Annotated in this window: 18 protein-coding genes; 6 read left to right on the top strand and 12 right to left on the bottom strand. The window is 68.8% G+C overall.

Features of this window, described 5'->3' with window-relative positions; genetic code table 11:
* Positions 1-108: 108 nt before the first annotated feature.
* The 5 genes from ACFQ91_RS00885 to ACFQ91_RS00865 all read right to left on the bottom strand — a co-directional run bounded on the left by ACFQ91_RS00885 (position 109) and on the right by ACFQ91_RS00865 (position 4,559).
* Entirely contained in the window at positions 109-1,338 is a 1,230-nt protein-coding gene (locus tag ACFQ91_RS00885; protein WP_198499515.1) for a calcium:proton antiporter, read from the bottom strand.
* Positions 1,339-1,601: 263 nt separating this feature from the next.
* Complete coding sequence (locus tag ACFQ91_RS00880; RefSeq protein ID WP_198499514.1) at positions 1,602-2,090, bottom strand: DoxX family protein; 489 nt, start codon at positions 2,088-2,090, stop codon at positions 1,602-1,604.
* 213 nt (positions 2,091-2,303) lie between these two features.
* Positions 2,304-2,870: an NADPH-dependent FMN reductase gene (locus ACFQ91_RS00875; protein ID WP_198499513.1), complete on the bottom strand. Its 567-nt coding sequence runs from the start codon at positions 2,868-2,870 to the stop codon at positions 2,304-2,306.
* Positions 2,870-4,078 carry an LLM class flavin-dependent oxidoreductase gene (locus ACFQ91_RS00870; protein ID WP_232623678.1) on the bottom strand — a complete coding sequence of 403 codons (1,209 nt, stop codon included), beginning with the start codon at positions 4,076-4,078 and terminating at the stop codon, positions 2,870-2,872. Before ACFQ91_RS00870 ends, ACFQ91_RS00875 begins: the two co-directional genes overlap by 1 nt.
* Positions 4,079-4,100: 22 nt before the next feature.
* Positions 4,101-4,559 carry a MarR family winged helix-turn-helix transcriptional regulator gene (locus tag ACFQ91_RS00865; RefSeq protein WP_198499512.1) on the bottom strand — a complete coding sequence of 153 codons (459 nt, stop codon included), beginning with the start codon at positions 4,557-4,559 and terminating at the stop codon, positions 4,101-4,103.
* A 193-nt stretch (positions 4,560-4,752) separates the two neighbouring features.
* On the opposite strand from ACFQ91_RS00865, the gene ACFQ91_RS00860 reads away from it, so the two are divergent.
* The 3 genes from ACFQ91_RS00860 (at position 4,753) to ACFQ91_RS00850 (ending at position 7,662) form a co-directional block, all read left to right on the top strand.
* Complete coding sequence (locus ACFQ91_RS00860; protein ID WP_198499511.1) at positions 4,753-5,292, top strand: MogA/MoaB family molybdenum cofactor biosynthesis protein; 540 nt, start codon at positions 4,753-4,755, stop codon at positions 5,290-5,292.
* A gap of 3 nt (positions 5,293-5,295) precedes the next feature.
* The gene (gene fdhD, locus ACFQ91_RS00855; protein ID WP_198499510.1) at positions 5,296-6,198 is read left to right on the top strand and encodes a formate dehydrogenase accessory sulfurtransferase FdhD; all 903 of its coding nucleotides are present in this window, start codon (positions 5,296-5,298) and stop codon (positions 6,196-6,198) included.
* 108 nt (positions 6,199-6,306) lie between these two features.
* On the top strand, positions 6,307-7,662 hold the full coding sequence (locus ACFQ91_RS00850; RefSeq protein WP_198499509.1) for a DUF2252 domain-containing protein: 1,356 nt from the start codon (positions 6,307-6,309) through the stop codon (positions 7,660-7,662).
* A gap of 21 nt (positions 7,663-7,683) precedes the next feature.
* Here ACFQ91_RS00850 and ACFQ91_RS00845 read toward each other — a convergent pair whose 3' ends face one another.
* On the bottom strand, positions 7,684-8,742 hold the full coding sequence (locus tag ACFQ91_RS00845) for an alcohol dehydrogenase catalytic domain-containing protein (protein ID WP_198499508.1): 1,059 nt from the start codon (positions 8,740-8,742) through the stop codon (positions 7,684-7,686).
* Positions 8,743-8,932: 190 nt separating this feature from the next.
* Between ACFQ91_RS00845 and ACFQ91_RS00840 the strand changes: the two genes are divergently transcribed.
* A complete protein-coding gene (locus ACFQ91_RS00840; protein WP_198499507.1) occupies positions 8,933-9,292 on the top strand; it encodes a hypothetical protein in 360 nt (119 codons plus the stop codon).
* 7 nt (positions 9,293-9,299) lie between these two features.
* Here ACFQ91_RS00840 and ACFQ91_RS00835 read toward each other — a convergent pair whose 3' ends face one another.
* Positions 9,300-10,565, bottom strand: coding sequence for an aspartate aminotransferase family protein (locus ACFQ91_RS00835; protein ID WP_198499506.1), 1,266 nt, complete (start codon positions 10,563-10,565; stop codon positions 9,300-9,302).
* Positions 10,562-11,677: a phosphotransferase enzyme family protein gene (locus ACFQ91_RS00830; RefSeq protein ID WP_198499505.1), complete on the bottom strand. Its 1,116-nt coding sequence runs from the start codon at positions 11,675-11,677 to the stop codon at positions 10,562-10,564. Before ACFQ91_RS00830 ends, ACFQ91_RS00835 begins: the two co-directional genes overlap by 4 nt.
* Positions 11,678-11,821: 144 nt before the next feature.
* Here ACFQ91_RS00830 and ACFQ91_RS00825 point away from each other — a divergent pair, with 144 nt between their 5' ends.
* Positions 11,822-12,442 carry a TetR/AcrR family transcriptional regulator gene (locus tag ACFQ91_RS00825; protein WP_198499504.1) on the top strand — a complete coding sequence of 207 codons (621 nt, stop codon included), beginning with the start codon at positions 11,822-11,824 and terminating at the stop codon, positions 12,440-12,442.
* 270 nt (positions 12,443-12,712) lie between these two features.
* Positions 12,713-14,044, top strand: a complete 1,332-nt coding sequence (locus ACFQ91_RS00820) for an NAD(P)/FAD-dependent oxidoreductase (protein ID WP_198499503.1) — start codon at positions 12,713-12,715, stop codon at positions 14,042-14,044.
* Between the two features lie 84 nt (positions 14,045-14,128).
* Here ACFQ91_RS00820 and ACFQ91_RS00815 read toward each other — a convergent pair whose 3' ends face one another.
* The 4 genes from ACFQ91_RS00815 to ACFQ91_RS00800 form a co-directional block, all read right to left on the bottom strand.
* Positions 14,129-15,337: an MFS transporter gene (locus ACFQ91_RS00815; protein WP_198499502.1), complete on the bottom strand. Its 1,209-nt coding sequence runs from the start codon at positions 15,335-15,337 to the stop codon at positions 14,129-14,131.
* A 71-nt stretch (positions 15,338-15,408) separates the two neighbouring features.
* Positions 15,409-16,263 (bottom strand): glycerophosphodiester phosphodiesterase, encoded by an 855-nt coding sequence (locus ACFQ91_RS00810; RefSeq protein ID WP_198499501.1) that lies wholly within the window; start codon positions 16,261-16,263, stop codon positions 15,409-15,411.
* A 42-nt stretch (positions 16,264-16,305) separates the two neighbouring features.
* Positions 16,306-16,977, bottom strand: a complete 672-nt coding sequence (locus ACFQ91_RS00805; protein ID WP_198499500.1) for an HdeD family acid-resistance protein — start codon at positions 16,975-16,977, stop codon at positions 16,306-16,308.
* Between the two features lie 96 nt (positions 16,978-17,073).
* Positions 17,074-18,252: a magnesium and cobalt transport protein CorA gene (locus ACFQ91_RS00800; protein WP_232623677.1), complete on the bottom strand. Its 1,179-nt coding sequence runs from the start codon at positions 18,250-18,252 to the stop codon at positions 17,074-17,076.
* Positions 18,253-18,308 lie beyond the last annotated feature (56 nt).

Genomic DNA, 18,308 nt, shown 5'->3' with positions numbered 1-18,308 from the left:
GCCTGCCACGGATCGGCCGGTCACGGCGACGGGTCGGCGATTTTGCGGATGGGCTGGGACAGACTGCGTCGTCGGGCCGCGAGGGACCCGCCGCCTCGGCGAGGTCGCTTACGAGAACACGCTGATCCCGTAGGCGGCGAAGACGATGAGCAGCGCCGCCCCGTGGACGGCGGTGACCCTCCTGGCGGCGAATGTCGCCACCGACAGGAGGATGATGACGCCGAGCAGGAGGAGGTTCGCCGGACCCTCGGCGAGGACGATCTGCTGGCCGGTGAGGAGGCCGATGACGAGGACGACGGGGATGGTCAGTCCGACGGTCGACACGAGCGCACCGTGGCAGAGGTTGCTCACCCGCTGCACCTCACCCTGCCAGGCGGCGCGGATGGCGGTGATCGTCTCGGGCAGGAAGACGATCATCGCGATGACGATGCCCGACAGGGCGGTCGGGGCGCCGAGGCGGCTGAGCCCGTCATCGAGCAGCGCGGCCATGTCATGGGAGAGGAGGACGATGGGCAGGACGGTGATGACGAGGAGGGTGAGGCGAGCGACGATCTCGACGCGGTGGGTCGCGATGATCTCGAGGACGCCGGGCCGTGCGGTGGCCTCCGCCGGGCCGGTGTGAACGGTGCCAGCTTGCGCTGTGCCGGCGCGCCCTGAGCCCGCTGAGGCGTCGGCCTCCGCCGTCTCGACCTGCGCCGCGCCTGAGCGCACGAGGCGCGGGTCGACCTCGCGGAAGTCATCGGCCTGCGCACCCATCTGGCGGACGAGGAAGAAGACGTAGATCGCGATCGTCAGCACGATGATCGGGATCTCCTGCCACGGCAGATAGCTGCCGTCCTCGCCGATGACGGCGGGCAGGCCGAATGCGAGCGCGGAGAGGACGACGAGGAGGCTGAGGTACGCCGAGGTGCCCGTGCGGTTGTGCTCCATGTCCCCGTGCCGCAGGCCGCCGACGAGCAGGCAGATGCCGACGACGGCGCCGAGGATGATCATCGCCACGGCCATGACGGAGTCGCGGGCGATCGTCGCATGGTCGCCTGGACCGAGGAGGACCGCTGCGATGAGGATGACCTCGATGAGGACGATCGAGAGGGTGAGGACGAGCGAACCGTAGGGATCGCCGAGGCGGTGCGCCAGATGCTCGGCTTCGTGGACGACTCCGAAGGCGCAGAGCAGGATGACGCCGATGATGACGACGAGCGCGGTGATGAGCAGCGGCGCCGGGGCAGGAGCCTCGAGGGAGGAGCCGAAGACGGCGAGGGCGACGACAGCGCCCCAGCCGAGGATGAGCCGGATGACGGCTGCGGGGGTGATGATGCTGCGGAGTGCGGCATTCATGACGGTCTGATCCAGTTCTACGAGGCCGTCCTCATCGCGTAGGACAGCGACCGGGTCGTCCCGATCGCCGCGTCACCTCCAGTCTAGCGAAGATCGCGCCGTTTGGCAGAGGAGGGGCATCGGCGCCGAGGTGGTCCGACCGGAGGAGGGTGAGCTGGGGATGCGACAAAGGCTGCCCCTTCCGGGGAATGCGACGAGAGCCGCTCGCCCCAGTGGGGACGAGCGGCCCTCGGAGCTGCTCTCAGTCAGGCCGTCACGACACGTCAGGCCGTCGCGACCGAGTGCGCACCGCTGGTGCGGGCAGCACGCGATGCCGACTTCGACTTCTTCGAACCGGTGAAGAGGAAGCGGTCGACGCTGAAGCGGCCGGGTCCCATCGCGGCGATGAGGAGCGCTCCGGCGGACAGTGCGGCGACGAGCTCCCAACCGCCCTCGCTGACGAACGGGGCGGGGATGAAGTGGACGATGACGAGGGCTCCGAGGAGGTTCGCGGCGATGAGCACGGCGACGATCGGAGTGAAGGCGCCGAGGATGAGCAGGGCGCCGCCGATGAGTTCGACGAAGGTCGCGAACGGGGCGGCCACCTCGGGGAGGGGCACTCCCATCTGCGAGAACGAATCGGTTGTTCCGGCGATGGTCCATTCGCTGAACTTCTGCCAGCCGTGGGCCATGAGGATGACTCCGAGCCCGATGCGGGCAATGAGGGCAATGACGTCGCGGGCAAGTGTCGGCAGTCCGGTGGTGGCGTACATGTTGTCCTCCAGGTGAGTTGAAATGACAACCAGAACCCTATTCACGGAGCTTGGCAGGACCCTGGGCGGACTTCGGCAAACCTCCGTGAATCTCGGCTCTCACCAGCATTGATGCGGGCAGATGCGGCGAATCCCGGAGAGCGGATTCTGCTCTCCGGGATTCGCTTGACGAACCAGCCTCATTGTCGCAATGCACCTGGCGGCGTGGCCGGCTCAGAAGCCGTAGGCGGCTTCCCTCTCCTCGCGGATCGCGGTGTACGTGCGGGTGAGCACGATGGTGTCCTCGACGAGGCGGTCGAGGCGCTGGGTGATGTCGCTGCTGACGATCTGATTGCGGTGGAGATCCTTCTCCTCGACGAACACGTAGGGCTGGACGACCTGCGCCTTCATGTACGTGAGGATCGGGGTGAGCTGCTGGGCGGGAATGAGGAAGTGCTTCGCCGAACCGGCGGTCGCAACCATGCCCACGACCTTGTCGCGGAAGGCGTTCGTCGGCAGCAGATCGAAGACGTTCTTCAGCGTCGCCGGGATCGAGGCCTGGAAGATCGGGGTGCCGATGATGATCGCATCGGCGTCCATGAGCGTCCGGGTGATCCGCCCGGTGTCCCCGGAGTACTCCGTGAAGTTCCGGCCGTCGCTGAAGACCATGTCCGCCTCGGCGAGGTCGATGAGCGTGACCTCGACGTCCGGGTCGAAGCTCATCACCGCCTGCGCGACGTACTCCATGACCGTGCGGGTCTTCGTCCCGACGTTCGAGCCGGAGAGGACGACGATTCTCATCAGACGAGCTCCTCACTCTTCGTGCCCGCGGTCTCGCCGTCACCCGAGGCCGCCTCGGCAGGGGCGTCGGAGCCGTCGGAATCGGCGGCGGTCGGCTGCGCGGTGTACTTCTTCACGGCGGGGATGATCTCCGAGCCGATCGTCTCGATCTGCTTCATCACCCGGTCGAACGGGATCCCGCCGAAGTCGATCTGGCCGAGGAAGCGCTGGTGGCCGAAGACCTCGTGCTGGTGGAGGATCTTCTCGATGATCTCCTGGGGGCTGCCGATGTTGACGATGCTGCGCGGGTCGACGCTCTGGGCGAAGAGCTGCTTGGGCATGCCCTGCCCGTTGACCCGGCGCATCCCCTCGTTGACGTGCGGGTAGAGCTCCTTGAGGGCATCCTGCGACGACGGTGCCGTGTAGAGGAACCCGGCCGTGGCGATCGGCATGGTCGCCGGGTCGTATCCGGCATGGCGGGCGCCTTCGCGGTAGGCGTCGACGGTCGTCTTGAACACCGAGGTGGTCCCGCCGAGGTGGGCCATGACCATGGGGACGCCCGCGAGTCCGGCCTTGATCGCGCTCGTCGGCGCACCGCCGACGGCTCGCCAGATCGGGAACGTCTCCTGCGCGGGGCGGGGGATGACCGCGGCATCGGTGAGCGGGGCGCGATACTGCCCGTTCCACGTCAGCGACTCCTCGCGGGCGATCTCGAGGAGAAGGTCGAACTTCTCCTCGAAGAGCTCCTCGTAGTCGCGCAGATCGTAGCCGAGGAGCTCGAAGAGGCCGACCCGTGAGGCACGGCCGGCGACGAGTTCGGCACGGCCGCCGGAGAGATGGTCGATCGTCGCGAAGTTCTCGAACACGCGGACCGGGTCCGAGGTCGAGAGGATCGTCGAGGTGCTGCCGACGCGGATCGACGACGTCGCCTGGGCGATCGCGCCGAGGATGACGGCGTGGGCCTGCGAGGCGAAGTACTCCTGGTGGCTCTCGCCGACGCTGAAGAAGTCGAAGCCGGCCTCCTCCGCGGCCTTGGCGTAGGCGACGAACTCGCGGATGCGCTCGCCGGCGCTCACGCGTGAGCCGTCGGCGGGGTTCGGCAGGTGGTCGCCGAGGGTGTACATGCCGAACTGCAGGCCCTGGCTGGGGTCGAAGTTCAGCTCCTTCATGAGGTTCTGGGACTCGGGCACGGTGTCTCCTTGGGTGACGATGACGTTCTCGTTTGTCATGTCAACTGAGGAGTCCGGAGGATTATTCCCCGTTGGTCCCAGGCAGTGCGCTGCGGCGTGCGGCGCTGCGCTCGTAGAGCTTCTTCATCAGCGCGTGGAGCTCGATGCGCTCGGATTCGCTCAGGGCGTCGTCGAACATCGAGGACTGGAGGGCGAGCTGGCTGGGGAAGGCCTCTTCGAGCAGGGCTCGTCCCTTGTCGGTGAGCGAGATGTACTTCGTCTTCCAGTCCTGACGGCGGGCGATCAGGCCGTCGCGTTCGAGGCGGGTGAGCATCCGGGAGATCCCGCCGCCGCTGACCGTGAGCCGCTCGGCGAGGTCGGACTGGGTGATCGGCTGATAGGCGCGGATGTTCGCGAGCGCCTCGAACTGTCCGACCGTGAGATCGAACTGCTTGAGGTGGTCGTTGGAGAGCTGATTGCTGTTCTGGACGAAGCGCACCATGCGCAGCCAGGTGAGCGTGCTCAGCGTCAGGTCGTCCATCGCGGCTCCTCGTTCGACACACCGGGCCTCGGCTGCCGCGGCGACTCACTCTCACTCTACTGACCATCATGCCGGCCTGTCGCCGGAGGGACGGGCGCGCGGCAGGTCGAGGGCGACCGGGGCACGCGCGCACGGCAGGGCGGCGTGGAAGAATGGTGGCGACCCCAGCGATGGACCAGTGAGGAGACGCGCAATGACGACGAGCGAGACCACGACCGACCGCCTCGGCGCGGGACGCTCTGCCGCTGTCATCATCGCCTCCACCTCGGCGGCCAGGGGAGAGGCACCGGATACGACCGGCCCGCTCCTCGTCGAGTGGCTGCGCGGACGCGGCTACGACTGTCCCGACGCGATCGTCGTCCGCGACGGCGAACCCGTCGGGCAGACCCTGCGAGGCCTCCTCATCGACACGCCTGAGGACAAGCGGCCGCGCATCATCGTCACCAGCGGCGGCACCGGTCTCGCGCCCGATGACCGAACTCCCGAGTTCACCGCCGAACTCCTCGAGCGGCAGTCGCCGGGGCTCATCTACGCGATGTGGCGCAAGGGCCTCGAATCGACGTCGTCGGCAGTGATGAGCCGCGGCGTGGCCGGGGTGCGCGGACGCAGCTTTGTCATCAACCTCCCCGGCTCGAAGGGCGGGGTCAGGGACGGCATCACCGTCATCGACGACCTCCTCGAACACATCCAGACCTCGGTCGAGGACACGACCGACCACGGTCCGCGGGTCTGAGCCGTGCAGCAGCGCAAGGCCGTCCGCGCCCGCGTCCACCGCTTCGACGCGACCGGTGAGATCAAAGCCGGACCGGACTCGCTCGCCGGGGAGGAGCCGCTCGAGGTCAACCTCAACGGCGAGCAGTTCTCCGTGACGATGCGCACCCCGGGCAACGACGTCGAACTCGTCTCCGGCTACCTGCTCTCCGAGGGCATCGTCGAGTCGATGGACGACATCGCCGAGATCGACTTCTCAACAGGGCTCGCCCCCGACGGCTCCCGGAACTACAACGTCGCCGGGGTGCGCCTGCGACCCGGGGTCTGGGATGCCGCCACGGCGCCTGCACGGTCGGTCTACACCTCGTCCTCCTGCGGGATCTGCGGCACGGCCGCGATCGACGCGGTGACGAAGGAGTCGGCATATCCGCTCGTGCCCGCCGACGGCCTCGGCGGGATCGACGCCCCGCGTCTCGACGAGGACGGGGAGATCGTCTTCCCTCCGCTGCTCACCCCTGCCCGCGTCGGTGAGCTGCCTGACCGGCTGCGCGCCGGACAGGCGGTCTTCGACAAGACCGGGGGAGTCCACGCCGCCGCGCTCTTCGCCGTCGGTGACGATCCCGGGGCCGAACCCGAACTCCTCGTCATCCGGGAGGACGTCGGCCGGCACAACGCCGTCGACAAGGTCATCGGCTGGGCGATGGCTGAGCGCGGACTGCCGCTCTCGCGCACCGTTCTCCAGGTCTCGGCCCGGGCGTCGTTCGAACTCGTCCAGAAGTCCGCGATGGCGGGCATTCCGATGATGTCGGCCGTCAGTGCCCCCTCGGCGCTCGCCGTCGACTTCGGGAAGACGAGCGGTGTCACCGTCATCGGCTTCAACCGCAAGGGCCGCTTCAACGTCTACTCCCACCCCGAGCGCATCGCCTGAGAAAGGCGCTGAATAGGCGGATTCGCCGCCTCGGCAATCCGTTCTCCCGCACTACGATGAGGGGACGCATCGGCGACGGGCCGAGGCGGTGAGAGCGAGGGTGATGAGATGGACCAGTCCGACGGCCGAGCCCTGCGCAAGGACACCCCGCGCTCACGCCATGCCGAGCTGCTGCTGCCCGCCGACCGCGACCCGGTCGGGGTGATCTGCCGGCAGAACGAGTCGCGGCTGCCCGAACTCCTCGGCATCCGCACCCAGCGGCTCGCCGAATCGCCGTTCAGCTACTATCGCGGGGCGGCAGCGCAGATGGCCATCGATCTCGCCGCCGGGACGACGACCGGTCCCGTCGTGCTCTCGAGCGCCGACGCGCATGTCGGGAACTTCGGCTTCTTCGCGTCCCGGGAGCGCTCCCTCGTCTTCGATCTCAACGATTTCGACGAGGCGGAGTTCGCCCCGTTCGAATGGGACGTCAAGCGCCTCGCCGCCTCGGCGTTCCTCAGTGCTCAGGTCCACGGGCTCGGTGATGACGTCGGGCGATCGGCGGCCTTCGCGGCGGTGCGGGGATACCAGGACCGGCTGGCTGCGCTCATGGCGGTGACCGCGCTCGACCGCTTCTACGCGATCGTCGATTCGGACACGATGCTCAAGGCGATCAGCGGCAAGGGGCATCGCAAGGCGACGACGAAGGCGATGAAGAAGGCCCGCAGCCGCACCGGTGAGAAGGCGCTGCAGAAGTTCGCGACGGAGACGTCGTCCTCGGGTCTGCGGATCGTCGACCAACCCCCGCTGACGAGGCACTTCGACGAACAGGGCATCGACGTCGCCGGGATCTTCGCGGAGTACCGGCAGACGGCGCGCACCGATGTGGCCGTGCTGCTCAGGCAGTACGGGGTGGCCGATTCGGTGCTCAGGGTCGTGGGCGTGGGCAGCGTCGGCACCCGCTGCTTCCTCGTCCTCCTCACCGGCCCCGACGGCGAGTCGCTGCTGCTCCAGGTCAAGGAGGCCCAGGAATCCGTGGTCTCGGCGTTCGGCGGTCTGCCGAAGTTCTCCTCCCACCCGGAGGGGCGGCGGCTGTCATCGGAGGGGGAACGCGTCGTCCGCTCGCAGCTCGTGCTCCAGTCCGTCTCCGATCCGTTCCTCGGCTGGACGACGTACGGGGGACGCGACTACTACTGGCGGCAGTTCCGCGACATGAAGGGCAGCTACGACCTCGCCGAACTCGATGCGACCCAGTTCGACGGCTACTCCCGGCTGTGCGGTGAGGTGCTCGCCCGCGCGCATTCCCAGTCCCCGCAGGCCCGCCTCGTCGACGGGTACCTCGGGACCTCGGATTCGTTCGCGACCGCCGTGGCCGCATGGGCGGAGAAGTACGCCGAGGTGGTCACCGCCGATCATGCGCTGCTCGTCGAGGCGGCGAAGAGCGGGAAGGAGCCGCTGCTCGGCGAGGTCACGGACCTCGCCTGAGTGACAACGCGTGAGTCAGGATTAGGCGTCACCCACCCGGAGAGTGATCTTCGTGCCCGCGCCCGAGCGCAGGGTGTCGATCGCGGTGACGACGTCGTCGAGGGCCATCTCCTCGACCCAGCCGGTCGTGTCGTAGTCGCCTGCCTCCATGCGCGCGATGACCTCGTCGAACTCCTCGGCGGTGTAGCCGACGGCGCCGATGAGTTCGGTCTCGCCCATCATCAATGCGCTCGGCTGGATCTCGAACCCGTGCTCGTGCGGCGACTGGAGGACGACGCGGCCGCCCGGGGCGAGTTCGGCCAGTCCGGTCGCCAGTGCTGCGGGAACACCGGCGGCGTCGTAGAAGACATCGACTCCGTCGCCGTCGGTGCGGTCGGCGACGATGGCGTGGAGGTCCTCCGTCGTCGGGTCGATGACGGTGGCCCCGAGGGCGGCGATCTTCTGCCGACGCTCGGGGCTCGGCTCGGAGACGAGCACGTCCCTCACCCCACGCGCGCGGAAGGCGTACCACGCCCCGATCCCGATCGGTCCGGCCCCGGCGATGAGGACGACGTCGTCGGCACCGGCCCGACTCCGGGCGGCACCGTGCCACGCCACGGCCATCGGTTCGACGAGCGCCGCCGTCTGCAGGTCGACGGACTCGGGCACGCGGTGGAACTGCGAGGCGGAGACGGTGACGTACTCGGCCATGCCGCCGCCGTCGGCGTTGGCCCCGAGCGAGGCCATGAGGCGGCAGCTCGTCGGTGCGCCGCGCCGGCACGCGACGCATTCCCCGCAACTGTAGGCGATGGGGAACACCGCCCCGCGATCGCCGACGGCGATGCCCTCGACGTCGGGACCCACCTCGACGACGGTCCCGGAGAACTCATGGCCCATCGGCTGGGGTAGGTGGGCGCCGGTGACCGGGTGCGGGGAGAAGAGGTCGATCGGAGAGGCCTCGGGGTTGAGGTAGAGGTGGACGTCGCTGCCGCACACCCCGACGTAGGCGTTGCGGAGCTTGACCTGTCCGGGGCCGACGGTCGGTTCGGGGATGTCCTCGATGCGCAGATCTTCGCGTCCGTGGAGTCGCGCAGTCTTCATCAGTGCCTCTCTTCGTGTTCGGTGACGGTCTCACTCTCCACGATCCACGGACGAGCCCGGGGGCGACAACCGCCGAATGCGGCGGATTTCCCGGCCGTCGTCCGCCATCTGTCGCCCGCCGGCACCCGGTCGCCGGGCGCGGTCGGAAGCGCTCTGGCCGATGTCAGTCCCTGAGCGCATAATAGAACGCATGAACGAATATCGGGTGCCGGAGTGGCTCACTGACTACCAGGACTTCAAGGCGCTGTGCTCAGCGGTGTCGGGGGAGTACATCCGCTTCTCCCTCACGACCGGGTGCGACGCCGTCGCCTACACGCATTCGCAGAACACGTCCGGACTGCCGCGCTATTCGTGTCTGCTCACCGCCGACGACGGGGCGACGCTGCTCCTCGTCCTCGACGACTGGGCAGAGCGGATGGACGAGGCGGCTCCGACCGTGCGTGCGTGGCTCGGCGCGAACGCGAGTCTGCGCGGCTGTCGGCCGGGGAAGTCGCACTACGTCGGCGACAGCTATTGGCGGAAGCAGTGGCAGCTGGCCAACCCGTGGTGAGGGGCGCTCACACCTCGACCTCATCGAGGGATTCCCCGAGGGCGTCGAGGAGCAGGGGCAGCTCGGCTGCGCTGAAGGCGAGCGGCGGCCGGACCTTGAGGACGTTGTCGTCCCGACCGATCCGGGAGATGACGACGTGCTTGGCCTTCATCGCCTCGACGACCTGCTTCGTCAGGTCGGGGGCGGGGGTGCCATCGACGGCGAAGTCGAGGCCGAGGAACATGCCCGCGCCCCGCGCGGTGCGGATGAAGTCGAAGCGGTCGGCGTACTCCTCGAGCCGGACCTTCGCCTCGGTGCCGAGGTCGCGGGCGCGCTCCATGAGCTCCTTCTCCGCCATCTCCTCGAGCACGGCCTGCCCGACGGCCGCGGACACGGGATTGCCGGCGAAGGTGTTGAAGAACTCATTGCGGGGACCGAACGCATCCATCACCTCGGCGGTGGTGATGACGGCCGACATCGGATGGCCGTTGCCGATCGGCTTGCCCAGGGTGACGAGGTCGGGGACGAGACCGACCCGCTGATACCCCCACATGTGGGTGCCGGTGCGCCCGAACCCGGACTGCACCTCGTCGGCGATGACCATTCCGCCCGCGGCCCGCACCCGGTCGGCGATCCCGGTCACGAGCCCCTCGGGCAGACGCGGCATTCCCTCGGTCGAGAACAGCCAGTCGAAGAGACACGCGGACACCCCGAATCCGGCCTCCTGAAGCGAGGCGATCGCAGCGTCGAGGTCGTCGAGCGTGGCGGCGAGCACCTCGTCGGCGCTGCGCTCATCGGTGTCGAGGTCGGGGATGCGCAGCGTGCGCACGTGCGGGCCGAGGCCCTCCTGCGTCTTCAATCCCGTCGTCATCTCCGCCAGCGCGATCGTCGTCCCGTGGTAGCTGAAATCGGAGACGATGAGGCCCGTCGCCCCGGTCAGCTGGCGACTGATCCGCAGGGCCAGCTCGTTGGCCTCGGACCCCGAATTGCCGAAGAACACCCGCTCGAGCCGATCCTCGAAGGTCCCCAGCAGCGCCTCCGCGTAGTCGACGACGCGGGCGTTGAGATAGCGCGTGTGGACGTTGAGCGTGCGCGCCTGCTCACACAGCGCATCGACGACGCGATCGTTGGCGTGCCCGACATGGGGGACGTTGTTGTACCCGTCGAGGTACCGCTGACCGTGGACATCGGTGAACCACACCCCCTTGGCCGAGACGAACTCGAGCGGTTCGTCGTAGAACAGCGGTGAATAGGGCCCCAGGGTGGCGTGACGGCGGATGAGAAGGTCGGTCATCGGTGGGCTCCGGAGCGTCGGTCGGCGACGAACGCGGCGGCGAGGTCGACGAGGTGGGGGAGGACGGTGTGGACGTGGAACTCCGCTGCCGGCTCGCCGCGACGATCGGCGGCCCACCCGAGGTAGGTGAGCCCGCGAGCGACGAGGAGGGCCGGGAACGCCGCGAGATCCGCGTCGTCGAGCGGGCGTCGGCGCTGGTAGCCGGCGAAGAGCGCGGCCTGGTACTCCGCGGACCGCGGATGGCGGGTGAAGAAGTAGAGGGCGGTCGCGAGGTCGAAGAGGTGCCAGCCGGCGGCGAAGTCGTCGAAGTCGATGAGGACGAGACCCGCGCTCGTGCGCAGCACGTTCTCCGGGGTGAGGTCGGCGTGGATCGGTCCGAACCGCTGCGGCCCGACGCCGTAGTCGGCGAGGACCGTGCGGATGTCGGCGATCGCCTCGGTGAGCGTGGTCAGCGCCGCGGAGTTCTCCGGCGCGTGGAGTTCGCGCACCCGCAGCGGGGCGCCCCACAGAGCGGACTCCCCGACGAGTCCCTCGGCATCCCAGCACGGGCGATCGTCGTCGACGGCGAACCCGGAGGCCACGGTGGCGTCGTGGACGTCTCCGATGAGCTCGCCGAGGCGGTCGAAGTCCTTCGGTTCGTGCGCAGCGGTCCCGTCGAAGGCCGTCTGCTCGTCACCGAAGCTCCCCTCGTTGGCGATGTGGAGCTGGAGGTCGACCTGATGGACGCCGAGGCGGTGGCCGTGACCGACGTGGACGAAGCTCCGTGCATCGGAGACCGGCACGAACCGCGGCACCGGGACGCCGCGACCGGCGAGGCTGCCGACGAACTCGAGTTCCCGCGCGAGCTCGGCATCGCTGTGATAGCCCCGCCGGTGGACCCTCAGGACGTAGGAGGTGCCCGCGTGCTCGAGTCCGAAGACGCTGTTCTCCCGGTGCTTGAGCAGGCGCAGTGCCGTCGACTCCGGCAGGCCGAACGCGGCCAGGGACTCCGCGGCGAGCTCCGCCGCCCCCGCGACGGCCGCGGAATCGGCGTCGGTCGCCGCGGAATCGCCGGCGTCCGCGGCTGCGGGGCCGGTGGTGCGCTGCGGTTCGGGCTGGGCCGTCCTCGACATCGCTGTCTCCTTCGGTCGCTCTGTCAGGTGTCGCGCTGCGGCGACCCCCGGGCCGATTGCAAAGTTATACTCGGAGTATAGAACATGAACTGGCAATCCATCCAGGGGTCGGTCACGATCCGTCCGCTGTGAGAGGATCGAGGCGTGAACAGTGCGACCGACACCGGTGACGCCGCCCCCAGTCTGCGGGAGCGGCGCCGGGCGCAGACCCGCGAGGACCTCGTGGCCGGGGTGCTCGCGGTCATCGACGCGCAGGGCTTCGACCGTCTGACGATCGAGAGGATCGCGACGGCGGCCGGAGTGTCGAGGGGAACCGTCTACGCGCATTTCCCCGGCGGGCTCACCGAGCTAGTCTCCGCTGCGTATGCGGAGATCGGGCGGACGATCGTCGCCCGCACGACCGCGGAGATCGCAGCGGTGAGCGTGTGGACCGAGGAGCTCACTGCTCACGCCCGGGCGATGTTCGACTTCGCCGCGAGCTCCGGCTGCGGCCACTTCTACAACGTCTCCGGACCGGCCTTCATCTCTGCCGGGGAGTCCCGCGGCATCGGCTCCGGGGCCAGTCGGGCGATGATCGCCGACACCCTGGCCCAGGCCCAGGCCGCGGGTCGGCTGCGGGAGGCCATCGTGCCCGAGGCTGTGGCCACCCTCCTCGTCGGCGCCATTCGGGAGGCCGCGATCGCCATCGCCACCGGGGAGGCCGATCCCGCCGAGGAACTCGCGGCCTTCTCCACCCTCGTCGCCGGCCTCGCCGCCCCGCACTGAGGGCTCGCGTCGGCACCAGGCGCAGCCACCGGGCCCAGCCACCGAGCACCGACACCGGCCACCGTCTCACCGGCCACCAGGCACTGTCCGCCGTCCCACCGTGCACGCTCAGCCAAGGATCGTGCACGCGCGCACAAGGACCGGTGCCCTCGCCTCGGCGAGGATGGACTCAGGCAGCGACAGCTGCCGACGATCCGCCGAGCGCGGACGTGCCGGTCACCAGATGACGGCAGGCGTCTCGGTCGGCTGCAGACAAGGAGTGCCCCGGGTATGTCAAAGAAGATTCTCATCGTCGGTGCCGGTTTCTCCGGCCTCATCGCAGCGCGCGAACTGCAGACCGCAGGTGTGGAGGTGGAGATCTTCGAAGCCCGCGACCGGATCGGCGGCCGCGCGTGGACCGACGAGCGGCTCGGGCGGCCGCTCGAACTCGGGGCCACATGGGTGCACTGGATGCAGCCGTTCGTGTGGTCGGAGATCGCCCGCTACGGTCAGGAGATCCACCCCAGCCCCGACTACGACCGCGCGTTCTGGATCACCGAGGGCAACCTCGTCGAGGGCCCGAAGGAGCGGATGAACGAGGTCCTCGACCGGCCGCAGAAGAAGATCTTCGAGGGCTCCCGTGAGCTCTTCCCCTTCCCGCACGACCCGCTCTACGTCCTCAGCGACCGCTACGACGGCCCCGCCGAGGTGGTCGAGCAGTTCCGGGCCGCCGATGGGGGAGGCGTCCTCGACGTCCTGCGCGACGGGGACTTCTCGCAGGAGGAGATCGACCTCTGCGACGCCTACTGGTCTGCGGCGTATCAGGGTCCGCTCGAGACCGGCTCGCCGCTCATGGCCAAGCACTGGGCCGCGCTGTCGGACCACCGGCTCGACCTCCTCGACGAGCAGACGCTCGAGTTCAAGCTGAAGAACGGCATGCGCGGACTCTATGAGGCGCTCGCCGCCGACCTCACGTGCCCCATCCACCTCTCGACGCCGGTGACGAAGGTCGAGCATGAGAACGGCGCCCGGCTCACGCTTGCCGACGGTTCGACCGTCGAGGGCGACGCCGTCATCGTCACCACCCCGATCGGGGCGATCAACACGATCGAGTTCTCACCCGCCCTGCCGGCCCCGCTGCAGGAGATCGCCGACGAGAAGACGAACAGCGTCGGATCGAAGATCTGGATCAAGATCGACGGCCACCACTCGTTCATCGCCACGGCCCCGAAGGGCGGTCCGCTGGCGATGATCAAGAGCGAGTACTTCCTCGACGACGGCACGACGATCATGGTCGGCTTCGGCAACGACCACACCGCCATCGACCTCACGGACACGGACCAGGTGCAGGAGATCATGCGACAGTGGCGCGACGACATCGTCGTGCTCGCCGCCGACGGCCACGACTGGGTGGCCGACCGGTGGAGCGGGCAGACGTGGGCGACGCTGAAGTCCGGCCAGTTCATCGACGGCTGGTCGCGCTTCGCCGACACCGACACGGCGATGTACTTCGCCGGTGCCGACTATGCGAAGGGCTGGAACGGCGTCGTCGTCGACGGGGCCATCGAAACCGGAATCACCACGGCCAGGCGCGTCCTCGCCGAGGTGGTCCGCGACCGATGACGGACCCCGAGTCCCAGCCCGGTTGAGCTGGGAGGACGGACCGCCTCGGCGCCGGTTGCCCTCACGGAGACCCCTGCATGAGTCTCAGACTCGGCGGGGGCCTTCGTACGTGCGGCGGGCGATGACGACGACCGCGGTGAGGACGAGGGCGATGCCCGCGGTGAGGGTGAAGAGCAGTGTCCATTCCCCGTGCTCGCCGAGGTAGCCGCCGGCCCAGGCGCCGAAGGCGCTGCCGGCGAAGAGGAAGCCGGCGAAGAGGGAGACGACGGTGCCGCGGGCCTGGGGGAGGACCGTCGTCGACCATGTCTGCAGGGACGAGTGGAGGAACGACCAGGTCGTGCCGAGGAGGAGGGCGGCGATGACGACCGTGACGATGGAGAGGTGGAGGGCGAGGACGGCGAAGCCGAGGGTCGCCGCGGTGCCGCCGATGGCCATGAGCAGCGGCATCGCCAGGCGCGGGGCGAGGAGTCTGATGAGGCGGCTGGTGAGGATGACGCCGACCCCGTAGGCGGCGGTCGCGAGCCCGGCGATCGCCGCGCCGACCCCGAGGGACTGGAGGGCGGGGGCGAGGAGCGTGAGGACGCCGAGGACGACGGCGCCCTCGACGACGACGAGGGCGATGACGACGAGCACCCACCGGTTGCCCAGCGCCATCCCGATCGTCGTCAGCATGCCCGCCCGCGGGGCCCGCGGCGCCCGCGGCGCCTCAGGGGCGCGGGCGAGGCCGAGGACGGAGAGGAGCGCGAGCACCGAGGTGATCACGAAGACGACCCGCCAGTCGAGGAGGTCGGCGATGATCCCGGCCAGGGCCGTGGCGACCGCCGTGCCGACGGCGATCGCGGCCATGAGATCGGCCAGTGCCGGCTGCCGGTGCCGTTCATCGACGGTGTCGCCGACGTATGTCAGCGAGGTCGGGACGATCGCGCCGTAGAACGCACCGCCCAAGGTGCGGGCGATGATGAGGACGGTGAGGTTGGGCGCGAGTGCTGCGACGATGCCGACGAGCGCCGCGGCGATGAGGCTGGCGCGCATGAGGCGGATCCGCCCGATGCGGTCTGAGAGCATCCCCCACAGCGGCTGACTCACCCCGTAGGCGAGGTAGTACGCGCTGGCCACCGCGAGCGCCTGGGCGAGGGTGACGCCGAGGTCGGCGGCGACGAGGACGAGCAGCGGACTGATCGCGAACCGGTCGAAGCTGCTGACGAACGCTGCGAGGGAGACCGCCAGCGGCGGCCGGGTGGGGGAGGGGCGGTTCTCCGGGGGATTCTCGGCAGGGTCGGTCTCGGGGCTCACGAATCCACACTGTACTCCCGCTCAGGTCGCCCGGAGCGTGGAGCTCACCTCGCGGAACGGGCGGCCCGCGCTCACTCGTCCCACGGGTCGTCGGTGAACCAGCCGGCGACGCCGTCGGGCAGTGCGGCGACATCCTCGGCGCTTGTCAGGCCGTACGGGGCCACCTGCAGTCCCGCAGTGGTCAGGGCGGCGACGTCGTCGGCCGGGAGGGACCTGTTCGGTCCCACCCAGGTGATCCCCGCCGCGGCGATCTGCTCCGGAGTCTGTTCCGGCAGGGTGCCGTCGAAGAGGTAGAGGGAGGTGAACCCGCGGTCGGCGATCGTCGCGGCCGTGTCGAAGTCGAAGGACTGGACGATGAGGGAGGCGGTGAGTCCGCGCTCGGTGAATTCGTCGAGGACGGAGTCGACCTCCGCCGAGGTGGCCCCGGGCTTGATCTCGGGCACGAGGACGACCTCGCCGCCGAGTTCGTCGAGCAGCTCGGTCAGCGTGACCGTCTCCGCGGGCGCCCCGCCCGTCGGGTTCGCGATCGTCGCAGCGTCCCACTGCTCGAGGGTGAGATCCCGGATCGGGCCGGTGGCGCCGTTGAGCGTGCGGTCCGCGGTGTCGTCGTGGATGAGCACGGGAGTGCCGTCGGACAGGAACTGGATGTCCATCTCGGGGAGGAATCCGTCCTGCGCCGAGGCGGTGAAGCCCTCCATCGACTCCTCCGGGTAGACGAGGGCCCCACCGCGGTGGGAGATCGTCACCGGGGAGGACAGGTCGGCGACGGAGGCGGTGTCACTGGTCGCGGTGTCTCCTGTTGAACCAGGGTCAACCGCTGTCTCCGGTGCGGAGGTCGCGCACCCCGCGGCAGCGACGAGGGTGAACATCGTCGCTGCCGCGGTGAGGGTGAAGCGTCGCAGTGGTGATTTGTTGGTGCTGATCATCTTCTCTCTGTCTCAGCAGACGACTGTGGGTTTCCGGGGTCCTCAGCCCTGCATCACGCGCTTGGCCTGGGAGCGGGCCATGAACGCCATGACGATGAGGAAGATGCCGAAGAGGATCGCGTAGACGCCGATCACCCAGAGCAGTGCGGTCACGGCGGCGGCCGGTGAGGTGAAGACGACGATCATGAGGATGATCGCGAAGATGATGTCGATGACGCCGAGGAGCTTCGACCAGCCGCGGTAAGCCTTCGAGGCGAGGCTGAAGATGCCGCGCAGCAGCATGCCGAAGGCCATGAACCACAGCACCAGGACGCCGGAGAGCATGGCGAACGCGAGCGGGGCGATGAAGATGAGCAGGCCGACGATGATGTAGATGATGCCGGCGGTCAGCTCCCACCCCCACGACAGCCCGGCCTTGCGGGCGGTGTTCGCGTTGACGATGGTGAGGATGCCGTCCACGAAGAGCCACGCGCCGATCCAGATGCCGATGACCAGGGCCACGGCGTCGGGGGCGGCGAAGACGAGGATGCCGAAGACGATCGCGAGGATGCCGCGGAGCAGGACGACCCAGAACACGCCCTTGCCGAGCTCGGTGAGCAGGGAGCGCGTCGAGTCGACCGGGTTGCGGTAGCCGTCGTTCGGCGGAGTGTCGGCGGCGGGGTTCGGGTCGGGGTTCGGGTCGGGGAAGTTCTGGGATTCGGGTGATGTGGTCATCTCAACTCCTCATGAAGGGGACTTGCCAAGGGATGGTGCCACTTCAGTCTAAGTCCGCCCGGAGGCGACGGCTGAGATCCGTTGGCACCGATTCGGTCACATCCACTTCTTCACACGGAAGACCGTGTAGAGGGTGACGCTGAGACCGACCATGAGGAGCAGCGCCATCGGGTACCCGAACCTCCAGTTGAGTTCGGGCATGTTCGCGAAGTTCATCCCGTAGATCGCGCCGATGAGGGAGGGGGCGAAGAGGATCGCGGCCCAGCCGGAGATCTTCTTCATGTCCTCGTTCTGGCGTTGGGCCACGAGGGTGGCGTTGACGTTGAGGATCTGGGAGAGGGATTCGCGCAGTTCCCCCGCCTCGGCGAGGACCCGGGTGAGGTGGTCGGTGACGTCGTTGAGGTAGGTGCGCAGCTCCTCGGGGATGTCGTACTTCGTCGCGCCGTTGCTCAGCGCCTGAGTGAGCCGACTGAGGTGGGTCGTGGCGTGGAGGACGTCGATGACCTCCTGGCTGAGGCGATAGATGCGCTCGGCTGCGGCCGGGTCGCCGCTGAAGACCTGGCGTTCGATCCCGTCCTTGTCATCCTGCAGACCGTCGATGACAGGAAAGTAGCCGTCGACGACACCGTCGAGCAGGCGGTAGATGAGGGCCTCGGGACCGAGCGAGAGCAGCGCCTTGTCGGACTTCCGGATGAGGTCGGCGTCGGAGAAGTGCTCCTCGAGGTCGTGGACGTCCGAGGGAATCGGCATGCCGTCGATGAAGCGGCCGTCCTGGCAGATGATGACGAGGTCGTCGCCCTTCATGAGGAGATGGAACTCGCTGAAGTCGACCTCCTCCTCGGCGTCGACGTAGAGCGCGGAGATGAGGACGACGAAGAGGACGTCGTCGTAGCGTTCGACCTTCGGCCGCTGATCGGCGTGGAAGAGGTCGTCGACGAGCACCGGGTGGAGATCCCATGTCGTCGCGATCTCCGCGAGCAGCTCCGGCGTCGAATGCGGGACGATGACCTGCGTGATCGTCCCCGGCGGGGTCGGACCCTGCGGTGCGCAGGCCGCGAGCGCCTCGGCGAAGGAGGTCGTCACGGAGACCGGCTGCGGCTGACTGTCGACGATCTGTCGGCTCAGCAGCACCGGCGCCGAGGTGCTCGCCTCCGGTCCGCGGTTCCCGCCCTTGCCGGTGGCGGACGGTTTCGCGTTCCCCGGCCGGCCCGCGCCCGTGGTCCCGCGGAGTCGACGGTTGATCGGGGGAGTGGGAAGTCGGCGTGAGGGGGCCATCGGATCTCCTTGGGTTGGGCTCACACCCCAAGGTACTCGACGGGGGTGGAGGACGG

It is taken from the genome of Brevibacterium sp. NPDC056726 (assembly GCF_042790515.1).
GTDB classification, from domain to species: Bacteria; Actinomycetota; Actinomycetes; order Actinomycetales; family Brevibacteriaceae; genus Brevibacterium; species Brevibacterium sanguinis.
This window is presented reverse-complemented; position numbering and strand designations above follow the sequence as displayed.